Source organism: Mesorhizobium sp. Cs1299R1N3, from assembly GCF_037179625.1.
Classification (GTDB): Bacteria; Pseudomonadota; Alphaproteobacteria; order Rhizobiales; family Rhizobiaceae; genus Mesorhizobium; species Mesorhizobium salmacidum.
In genome coordinates, this window is the sequence record NZ_JAPYKQ010000021.1 from 75,891 (window position 1) to 85,642 (window position 9,752).

A 9,752-nucleotide genomic window follows, 5' to 3' on the forward strand; every position below is an offset into this window, starting at 1 on the left:
ATCTGATCCGGTGCCGCAAAGCGGGCCGGTGATGGAAGGAGACAAATATGAACCTCGAGAAATACTCCGAGCGCGTGCGCGGCTTTATCCAGTCCGCGCAGACGATGGCGCTCTCCCGGAACCACCAGCAATTCACTCCCGAACACATTCTGAAAGTCCTCGTCGACGATGACGAGGGCCTGGCCGCGTCGCTGATCGAGCGTGCCGGCGGCAATGTCCGCGACGTCAAGCTCGGCGTCGAGACGGCGCTCGAGGCGATGCCCAAGGTGGAGGGTGGCAATGGCCAGCTCTATCTGGCGCAGCCGCTGGCCAAGGTGTTCTCGACCGCCGAGGACCTGGCCAAGAAGGCCGGTGACAGCTTTGTCACCGTCGAGCGGCTGCTGCAGGCGCTTGCCATGGAAAAATCGGCAAAAACGGCCGAAATCCTGGCCAAGGCCGGTGTCACCGCACAGGCGCTGAACCAGGTCATCAACGACGTCCGCAAGGGCCGCACCGCCGATTCGGCGAGTGCCGAACAAGGCTATGACGCGCTGAAGAAATATGCGCGCGACCTCACTGCGGACGCACGCGCGGGCAAGCTCGATCCGGTCATCGGCCGCGACGACGAGATCCGCCGCACCATCCAGGTGCTGTCGCGCCGCACCAAGAACAACCCGGTGCTGATCGGCGAGCCGGGCGTCGGCAAGACGGCAATCGCCGAAGGCCTGGCGCTGCGTATCGTCAATGGCGACGTGCCGGAATCGCTGAAGGACAAGCAGCTGATGGCGCTCGACATGGGCGCATTGATCGCTGGCGCCAAATATCGCGGCGAGTTCGAGGAGCGGCTGAAGGCCGTGCTCTCCGAAGTCACCTCGGCAAGTGGCAACATCATCCTGTTCATCGACGAGATGCACACTCTGGTCGGCGCCGGCAAGGCGGACGGCGCCATGGATGCGTCGAACCTTCTGAAACCGGCCCTGGCGCGCGGCGAACTGCACTGCGTCGGCGCCACCACGCTCGATGAATACAGGAAGCATGTCGAGAAGGATGCCGCACTCGCCCGCCGCTTCCAGCCGGTCTTCGTCGACGAGCCGACGGTGGAGGACACGGTCTCGATCCTGCGCGGCCTGAAGGAGAAATATGAGCAGCACCACAAGGTGCGTATCTCCGATTCGGCGCTGGTGGCGGCGGCGACGCTGTCCAACCGCTACATTGCCGACCGCTTCCTGCCTGACAAGGCGATCGACCTCGTCGACGAAGCCGCCTCGCGGCTCAGGATGCAGGTCGATTCCAAGCCTGAGGCGCTGGATGAGATCGACCGCCGCATCATGCAGCTCAAGATCGAGCGGGAAGCGCTGAAGGTCGAGACGGACGAAGCCTCGAAGGACCGGCTCGCCCGGCTGGAAAAGGAACTTGTCGGCCTGGAGGAGGAATCGACCGAGATTACTTCGAAGTGGCAGGCCGAGAAGCAGAAGCTTGGGCTTGCCGCCGACCTGAAGAAGCAGCTCGACGAGGCGCGCAACGACCTTGCCATTGCCCAGCGCAAGGGTGAGTTCCAGCGCGCCGGGGAGCTTGCCTATGGCAAGATCCCCGAACTGGAAAAGAAGCTGAAGGAGGCCGAGGCCCAGGACGGCAAGGCCGGCATGGTCGAGGAAGTGGTCACGCCCGACCACGTCGCCCATATCGTGTCGCGCTGGACCGGCATTCCGGTCGACAAGATGCTGCAGGGCGAGCGCGACAAGCTGTTGCGCATGGAAGACGAGATCGGCAAGCGTGTCGTCGGCCAGGGCGAGGCGGTGCAGGCGGTTTCCAAGGCGGTGCGGCGCGCGCGTGCGGGCCTGCAGGATCCGAACCGGCCGATCGGCTCGTTCATGTTCCTTGGCCCGACCGGCGTCGGCAAAACGGAGCTCACCAAGGCTTTGGCCAACTTCCTGTTCGACGATGAGACGGCGCTGGTGCGCCTCGACATGTCCGAGTACATGGAGAAGCACTCCGTCGCCCGGCTGATCGGCGCGCCTCCCGGCTATGTCGGCTATGAGGAAGGCGGCGCGCTGACCGAAGCGGTGCGGCGCCGGCCCTATCAGGTCGTGCTGTTCGACGAGATCGAAAAGGCCCATCCCGATGTGTTCAACGTTCTGTTGCAGGTGCTCGATGACGGCCGGCTCACCGACGGGCAGGGCCGCACCGTCGATTTCCGCAACACGCTGATCATCATGACATCCAATCTCGGCGCCGAATATCTGGTCAATCTCGGCGAGGACCAGGATGTCGATGCCGTGCGAGACGAAGTGATGGGCGTGGTCAGGGCATCGTTCCGGCCGGAGTTCCTCAATCGCGTCGACGAGGTGATCCTGTTCCACCGGCTGCGCCGCAAGGACATGGATCGTATCGTCGAGATCCAGCTCAAGCGGCTGGAGAGCCTGCTGACCGATCGCAAGGTCACGCTGTCGCTGGATCCCGAGGCGATCGAGTGGCTGGCCGCCAAGGGTTACGACCCCGCTTATGGTGCGAGGCCACTGAAGCGGGTGATGCAGAAGGAACTGCAGGATCCGTTGGCGGAAAAGATCCTGCTCGGCGAGATCCTGGACGGCTCGACGGTCAAGGTCACAGCCGGTTCCGACCGGCTGAATTTCCGCTCCAAGCCGACGATCGTGGCGGCCGAGGCGGCCGCCTGATCGATGCATGTCGCCCAAAAGTGACCTCGCTTTTGGGACAACGACATGCACAAGACAAAGATCTGAAGCGCGCCGCGCTTTGGAGTGCCGCGCGTCCATTCCGGATGCGCGGCGTTTTCTATGAGAAGTGGGGGGCAGGATTGACGCTGGACGATTACAACGGCTTCTGCGCCTCGCAGCCTGCAACGAACCACGTGGTGCAATGGGGCGGCGCCCATGTTTGGAAGGTCGGGACCAAGGTGTTTGCGATCGGTGGCTGGGATCAGGGCCAGCAGCTCTTCGTCACCTTCAAATGTTCCGACATCGCCTATGACGTGCTCAAGGAGCAGCCGGGCCTGCGGCCCGCACCCTATCTGGCCTCGCGCGGCATGAAATGGATCCAGCGTCAGACAAGCCAGAGCATGGATGATGGTGCGCTGAAGGATTATCTGCGCGAGAGCCACCGCCTGGTTGCCCTGAAGCTGACGAAGCAGGCGCGCAAGGAATTGGGGCTTGGCGCAGGCTAGCCAATATTCCTCTAGGCGCCGGAAAACCGCCATCTTCATGCCCGGTTCATATCGGAACCATATGGTGGGTAACTGGTTTGCTGGCGAAGGGGTTCGCCGAACTGGACAATGCCGGGCGGCGGCACATACGGACCGGAGAGTTTCGCCACGATGCTGCGCACTATCTTCACCCTTTCGGCGCTTGTTGCGGGACTGGTGTTTTCCAACGCGTTCGCGGCGCCGACGCGGGACGGCGCAGCCCAGCCTGTCCGCGCGGCCGGGAGCGGCGGCATTCTGCTCGCCCAGGACGGCAATCTCGATATTTATTACGATGCCAGGGGCAATCGCGTCATCGTCGATGCGGATACCGGCAAGGTGATCGCCATCCAGCCGCCGCAGACACGGCTTGACCGACGCGCGCTACGCCGCGAAACAAGGCTGCGTCAACTAGGCCGTGCCCCCGCCGACGACGACCGCTACTATCTCGACGATCCCCAGGACATGGCCCGCTTCCGCCGCAAGCAGCTGGAAGAGGAAGGACGGGTCATCCCGCCGCCAGCCGACGAATATGATCCCGACAACAACAATTCCGTCGATGCCTATCCGCCGGCGCCGCAGGACGACGGCAGTTACGACAACAATTATCCTGATGCGCCGCAGCCGAACACCATCCAGCGCCAACCGCTGAACGAGGCGTCGATAAACCCCGTCCAGCCGACAGTCCCGACGGAAGAGGCGGCGCCCTCCGACCAGGCGGCACTGCCGCCAAATGCTGGCGGCAAGACGTCGGTCGATCCGTCGCTTTCACTGGGCGCACGCCAGGATGTGGCAGCACTGCAGGTGCTGCTCGACCGGGGTGGGGCTTCGCCGGGCGTCATCGACGGGCGCTTCGGTTCGAATGTCGACAAGGCGCTGGCGGCCTACAACCAGATCAACGGCAGCAGCCTCAAATCGACCGATGCGGTCGGCATCCAGTCAGCACTCTCGCAATCCGGCGGCGACGCGTTCGCCAACTATACCATCACGGCGGAGGACGCAGCCGGTCCCTATGTCGCCTCCATCCCGGAAGACTACAGCCAGAAGGCGCAGCTCGACCGCATGGGCTATACGTCAGTGACCGAGGCGCTGGCCGAGCGCTTCCACATGGACGAGAACTATCTCAAGGCGCTCAATCCGGACGCCAACTTCAATCGTCCCGGCACGATCGTCAAGGTCGCGAATTTCGGCAGACTGGTCTCGACGCCGGTTGCCCGCATCGTTGCCGACAAGGGCAAGAAGGAAGTCTTCGCCTATGACGCGTCGGGCAAGCTGGTCGCGGCCTATCCCGCCACCATCGGCTCGTCGGACACGCCGTCCCCGACCGGCATCCATGCCGTGTCGCGTGTCGCGCTCGATCCGAACTACACCTACAATCCCAACATCAACTTCAAACAGGGCGAGAACAACAAGATCCTGACCATTCCGCCTGGGCCCAATGGTCCGGTCGGATCGGTGTGGATCGCCCTGGACAAGCCGACCTACGGTATCCACGGCACGCCGGAGCCGTCGAAGATCGGCAAGACCGAAAGCCATGGCTGCGTGCGGTTGACCAATTGGGATGCACGGGAGCTCGCCAAGCTGGTCTCGCCGGGCGTGCCGGTGGAGTTCGTCGAATAGGGTATGTCGATAGTCAGGTGATGCCGGCCGCACTTCCGGTGTCCACGTACCCGAAAATACGCTCCGCTCCGGTTCTCGGTATCAACCATTTTCGACTCGGCCTGACCTGAATCTCAACGCATCCCAAGTCAGCTTCGCCAAATTTCAACCAATGATCCTGCGCACCCACTTCACATTCGGCGTTGCCGCATAGATCAACTGCATCACCAGAATGAAGCCGACGCTCAGCAGCGGGGTGATCAGGCAAAGTGCGGCACCGACAGCCCACAGGATCTGCGCCTTGACGATGCGCAGGTAGACGGTGCGCTTCGTTTGCGCATCGACATCCTCCGCGACAAAGCCGCTCTTCTCCGCATAACGCCAGCTGGCGAACAGCGTGATGCCGAGCATCAACAGGTTGAGCCAGTAAACCAGCACCGCGGTCCTGAACTCGAGGAAGTCGGCCAGAAGGTCGGTTGAGAACGGCAAGAGCGCGATGAAGGCGAGAAAGCAGAGGTTCAGCGTGGCCAGCCGTCTGTCGGATTGGCGATCAAACCATGCTGCGCCTGCTGGCCGAACCAGAAGATGGTCAGGGTCAGGAAACTCAAGGCATAGGTGAGGAAGCGGGGCGCCAATGCAGCGACGGCGACGAGAAGATCGTGTTCGGAATGGATGGCCTCATGTACCGGCACCCTGATCTCGAGCACGATCAGGGTGAGTGCGATGGCGAACACGCCATCGGTGATACCGACGATACGGCCGCGCCCCTCAACCGATGCTTCGAGTGGACGCTTCATCGATTTCTCCCGCCTGCGGCTCTTGGGAAATCTAGCATGACTGCGGCGGTTTGCATCGGGGCAGATGCGATCCCTAGCAATATGGCTGGTTTCAAGGACAACAAGCTTCTGGCTGGTTGTTGCCGGCGCGTCGGCGGTCTAATTAGGGTGGCATGCATTCGCCCAATGAAGCCGCCGCCGTTCAGCTGACCGCTCCGGTCGCGAACGGTACGTTCTGTCCGCAGTCGCAGCGCAGGTACGTGCTGATCGCGGCTATACTGGCTTCGGCGCTCGGCTTCATCGACGGTTCCATCCTGGCGATCGCCATGCCGGCATTGCGCGCCGATCTTGGCGCCAGCCTGGCGGAAGCGCAGTGGATTTCCAATGCCTACGCGCTGACGCTCTCGGCGCTGATCCTCGCCGGCGGTGCCGCGGGCGACCGGTTCGGGCTGCGCCGTGCGTTCGTGGCCGGCATTGGCCTGTTCGTCGCCACCTCGCTTGCCTGTGCGCTGGCGCCGAACGCTGTCGTGCTGATCGCGTTTCGCGCTCTCCAGGGCATCGGTGCCGCGATCATGGTGCCAGGCAGTCTCGCCATCATCGCCAAGGCCTATCCGAAGAAGGAACGCGGCCGCGCGATCGGCATCTGGGCGGCGGCCTCGGCGCTGACGACGGCGCTTGGCCCGGTGCTGGGCGGTTTCGTGCTTTCGACCTTCGGAAACGGCGTCTGGCGCGCCATCTTCGCCATCAATCTGCCGCTCGGGCTGGTTTCGATCTATCTGCTGTTGGCCAAGATCCCGGCGGACCAGCCAGCCGAAAAGCGCAGCCTGGATCTCGGCGGCGCAGGGCTCGCGACACTGGCCTTCGGATCGCTGGCCTACGGGCTGACGGCGATGAGCGCCGAGGGGGGCGGGCTGATGTCGGGCCCGGCGATCGTTGCCGGCGTGGTGCTGCTTGTCGTCTTCATCCTCTACGAGCGCTGGCAGCGCGAGCCGATGATCGATCTCAGCCTGTTTCGCGTCAAGGCTTTCGCCGGCGCCAACCTGGCGACCTTCTTCCTCTATTTTGCGCTGTCGGCCAATTTGTTCTACCTGCCGATGCTCTTGATCGCCGGCTGGGGGCTGAGTTCGGCCGAGGTCGGTTTCATCTTCCTACCGCTGTCGGCTTTGATCGCGCTGCTGTCAGGGCCGATCGGGCAGTGGTCGGACCGGATCGGCCCCCGCTTTCCGATCGCCGCCGGCAGTCTCGTCGTCGCCATCGCTTTTGCCGGCCTTGCGCTGCTTACCTATGCCGGCATCCACAATTTCTGGACCGGCACCTTTCCGCTTATGGCGGTGATGGGGCTTGGCATGGCGCTGGTCGTGTCGCCGCTGTCGACAGCGATCATGACTTCGGTCGAGGATAAGGATACGGGTGCCGCGTCCGGCATCAACAACGCCGTCTCGCGCGTCGGCGGCCTGATCGCGGTGGCGGCGATGGGCTCGCTCGCCGCTTGGGTTTATGCGCTGGGCGTGGGCCACGCGTCCGGAATCCCCGGTTTCGGCGAGCCGCCGCCGGCCGGGCTTGCAGCGGGTATCAATGCAATAAGGGTTGCCGCCGGCGATTCGGCTTTTGCGGCGGTTGCCGTGGTCACGGCGCTCCTTTGCCTGCTGTCGGCGATCGTCGCCTGGATTACGGTGCCTGGGCAAGCGTCGCCCTGGCCGGCGCAAACGGAGAATTCGCGCGACTGACTCAGCCTTCGATCTTGGCGCTGGCGACCTTCAGCGAATTGCCGTCTTCCTGTTTCAGCAGATCGTCGATGCGCTCGCGTTCGCGCTTGAAGGCGACGAGATCATCGCCCTTCAGCACCTTGCCGACCGGCAGACGCACGCGCATCGAATCGACCTTGGTGCCGTTGACGATCAACTCGTAGTGCAGATGCGGACCGGTGGAGAGACCGGTCTGGCCGAGATAACCAATGACCTGGCCCTGGCGAACCCGAACGCCCGGCTCAATACCTTTGGCAAAGGCGCTCTGGTGATTGTAGGAGGTCTCGTAGCCGTTGGCATGGCGCAGGATGATCTGCTTGCCATAGCCGCCGGCCCAGCCCGCCTTCTCGACGACGCCATTGCCGGCGGCGATGATCGGCGATCCGATCGGGGCAGCCCAATCGGTGCCTGTGTGCATGCGGACATAGCCTAGGATAGGATGCTTGCGCGCACCAAAGCCGGAGGTGAATCTCCCGTTGGGCAGTGGGTTGCGCAGTAGAAACTGCTGGGCGCTCGATCCATCCTGGTCGAAATAGTCGGTGCTGCCGTCCTGCATCTGGAAGCGGTAGAAATTGCGCGTCGTGCCGCCAAAGGTTGCCGAGACATAGAGAAGCTCGGAATTGTCCGACGTCTGGTCGTCGCCATCAGGCTGCGAGAACAGCACTTCGAGGCGATCCGACGGATTGAGTCGCGACTGGAAGTCGACGCCAGACGCCAGCAGCTTGATCAGCCGCTGGGTCATCGCCTTGGACATGCCATAGGAATAGGCGGTGCGGTAGATGCCGTCATAGACGTTGGGCAGATTGCCGCGCACCACCACCGGCGCCGATGAATCGTCGAATGCCGTCAACAATTCGGGATTGGGCTCCGGCTCCTGCGCCGGCACGTACTGGCCGCGATCGTCGAGCGCGATGGTGACGATATGCGTGGTCTTGTCGTAGACGCTGGTGCGCACGACCTTGGCGGCATCGCCGTGAACCTCGAGACCGACGCGCAGCACGGTTCCTGCCTTGAGCGCCGGGGCGTTGAGCAGCTTGGCGATCGCTTCGGCCATGCCGGTGGCATCGTCGCCCGTATAGCCCGAATCGGCAAAGGCCTCGGTGAGGTCGGTGTCCTTGGTGAAGGGGATGATTTCCTCGGCGAAAGCCGGCGCCTGGTCGTCAGCGTTCGCACGCGGCGACACCGAGACGTTTTCCGGCACGATCTTCACGTCATAGGAGCCGGCCATGCTCTCGGCAAAGGCTTCGCCGAATCGCTGCGGATCGACATAATGGAGTGAAGCCACCTGCACGGCGCCGTCGCTGAGGTCGGTGCCGGCTTCGCGTACCACCTTTTCAACTTCGTCGGCTGACAGGTCGCTCTTTTCGTCGAAGGAAGCCGTCTCGATCGGGAAATCGACCGTCTTGAGGCTCATTTCGCTTTCGACCTTGGCGCCGTAGATCTGGCCGGAAGCGGCCGAGGCCGTCGCCGGCTGCGCCGATGCATCGTCGCCGTCGTCGCCGAACACTTGCATCGGGTCGAAAGGCGGGTAGGCCCGGCTGGTCGTGTGGCCGGCGGCGAGTGCCATCTTGATCTGCACGAAAGGCATGGTGTGGATGACGTCGCGGTCGCCCACCTTGGTGACCATCGACACTTCCATGCGACGACGGTCCTTGGCCTTGGCAATCTGGCGCGGCGCCACCAGCCTGGTGGTCTTGGCCACTTCGCCGGAATCGCCATTGCTGGCAAGTCCGATTAGTTCCGCGATCTCGGGTGGTGTCGCCAGCTGCTGGCGCCCGTCGAGGGCGGCAAACAGCGCGACGCCCATCAGCACGCTCGAGGTCACGCCAGTGAGAAATGTTCCCGACAGCCAGCGCGCAGAAACCTCACGCCGATCGGGCGGGCCGCTGCGGCCGTCCGCGATAAGCGGCGGCTCATTGCCGAGTTCGGCTATGACATCTTCCGTATCTGGCATCCAGAAAGGCTGCTTCTTCCCCGGGCGGAACGGCTTGTCGCTTTTGTTGTGGCCATGACATTTGCCTGTCACGGCAGGTTAAGTCAACGAAGCCTCAGGCCCCGGTCGAATTCCCCTCGTGCACTTCTCTTATAGAGCACTGTGAAAAGCGGGCGGCGTGCCTTCATCTATAAGGCTTGCCGCGCGCTTCCTTACGAGGCTCGTAAAAGAGGCCATTGCACGGCTGTGCTCGCGCCTCTTTGTTTGGCCTTGGTGTCGAACGGCAATGCGGCGGCAATAGGGCTCCTTCGTGGCCTCCTCCTCCTGTTATCCCCTGTTCCCCTGCGGCAGTCGGCTATCGACAAGGCCCGGCCGAAATTTCTGTCGTAAAAAGTTCAAAAACATCTGAGATCGGTGTTGACAGTTTGTCGGGGTGGCGACTATATACGCCTCACGAACGAGGGCGGTGCGCCGCTGGCGACGAAGAAGTTTGCTTCTAAGACTGCCCTCGACGAAATTCAAGA

Annotated in this window: 7 protein-coding genes; 4 read left to right on the forward strand and 3 right to left on the reverse strand. The window is 63.0% G+C overall.

The features are described 5' to 3' along the window. Positions 1-47: 47 nt before the first annotated feature. The 3 genes from clpB to O7B34_RS28665 all read left to right on the forward strand — a co-directional run bounded on the left by clpB (position 48) and on the right by O7B34_RS28665 (position 4,795). The gene (gene clpB, locus O7B34_RS28655) at positions 48-2,654 is read left to right on the forward strand and encodes an ATP-dependent chaperone ClpB (protein ID WP_337149162.1); all 2,607 of its coding nucleotides are present in this window, start codon (positions 48-50) and stop codon (positions 2,652-2,654) included. Positions 2,655-2,794: 140 nt separating this feature from the next. Continuing rightward, positions 2,795-3,160, forward strand: coding sequence for an MmcQ/YjbR family DNA-binding protein (locus O7B34_RS28660; protein ID WP_337149174.1), 366 nt, complete (start codon positions 2,795-2,797; stop codon positions 3,158-3,160). A gap of 150 nt (positions 3,161-3,310) precedes the next feature. Then, positions 3,311-4,795, forward strand: a complete 1,485-nt coding sequence (locus tag O7B34_RS28665) for a L,D-transpeptidase family protein (protein WP_337149163.1) — start codon at positions 3,311-3,313, stop codon at positions 4,793-4,795. A gap of 144 nt (positions 4,796-4,939) precedes the next feature. Here the strand turns inward: O7B34_RS28665 and O7B34_RS28670 are convergent, their stop codons facing one another. After that, positions 4,940-5,263: a hypothetical protein gene (locus tag O7B34_RS28670; protein WP_337149164.1), complete on the reverse strand. Its 324-nt coding sequence runs from the start codon at positions 5,261-5,263 to the stop codon at positions 4,940-4,942. 29 nt (positions 5,264-5,292) lie between these two features. Then, positions 5,293-5,571 (reverse strand): TMEM175 family protein, encoded by a 279-nt coding sequence (locus O7B34_RS28675; protein WP_337149165.1) that lies wholly within the window; start codon positions 5,569-5,571, stop codon positions 5,293-5,295. A 152-nt stretch (positions 5,572-5,723) separates the two neighbouring features. Between O7B34_RS28675 and O7B34_RS28680 the strand changes: the two genes are divergently transcribed. Further along, positions 5,724-7,277, forward strand: a complete 1,554-nt coding sequence (locus O7B34_RS28680) for an MFS transporter (RefSeq protein WP_337149166.1) — start codon at positions 5,724-5,726, stop codon at positions 7,275-7,277. A 1-nt stretch (position 7,278) separates the two neighbouring features. On the opposite strand, the gene O7B34_RS28685 is transcribed toward O7B34_RS28680, so the two are convergent. Beyond that, a complete protein-coding gene (locus O7B34_RS28685) occupies positions 7,279-9,249 on the reverse strand; it encodes a M23 family metallopeptidase (RefSeq protein WP_337138902.1) in 1,971 nt (656 codons plus the stop codon). Between the last annotated feature and the right edge of the window lie 503 nt (positions 9,250-9,752).

Coding starts and splice junctions, on each gene's coding strand:
- O7B34_RS28665 (WP_337149163.1), top strand. CDS start 3,311: ATGCTGCGCACTATCTTCACCCTTTCGGCGCTTGTTGCGGGACTGGTG.
- clpB (WP_337149162.1), top strand. CDS start 48: ATGAACCTCGAGAAATACTCCGAGCGCGTGCGCGGCTTTATCCAGTCC.
- O7B34_RS28680 (WP_337149166.1), top strand. CDS start 5,724: ATGCATTCGCCCAATGAAGCCGCCGCCGTTCAGCTGACCGCTCCGGTC.
- O7B34_RS28675 (WP_337149165.1), bottom strand. CDS start 5,571: ATGAAGCGTCCACTCGAAGCATCGGTTGAGGGGCGCGGCCGTATCGTC.
- O7B34_RS28685 (WP_337138902.1), bottom strand. CDS start 9,249: ATGCCAGATACGGAAGATGTCATAGCCGAACTCGGCAATGAGCCGCCG.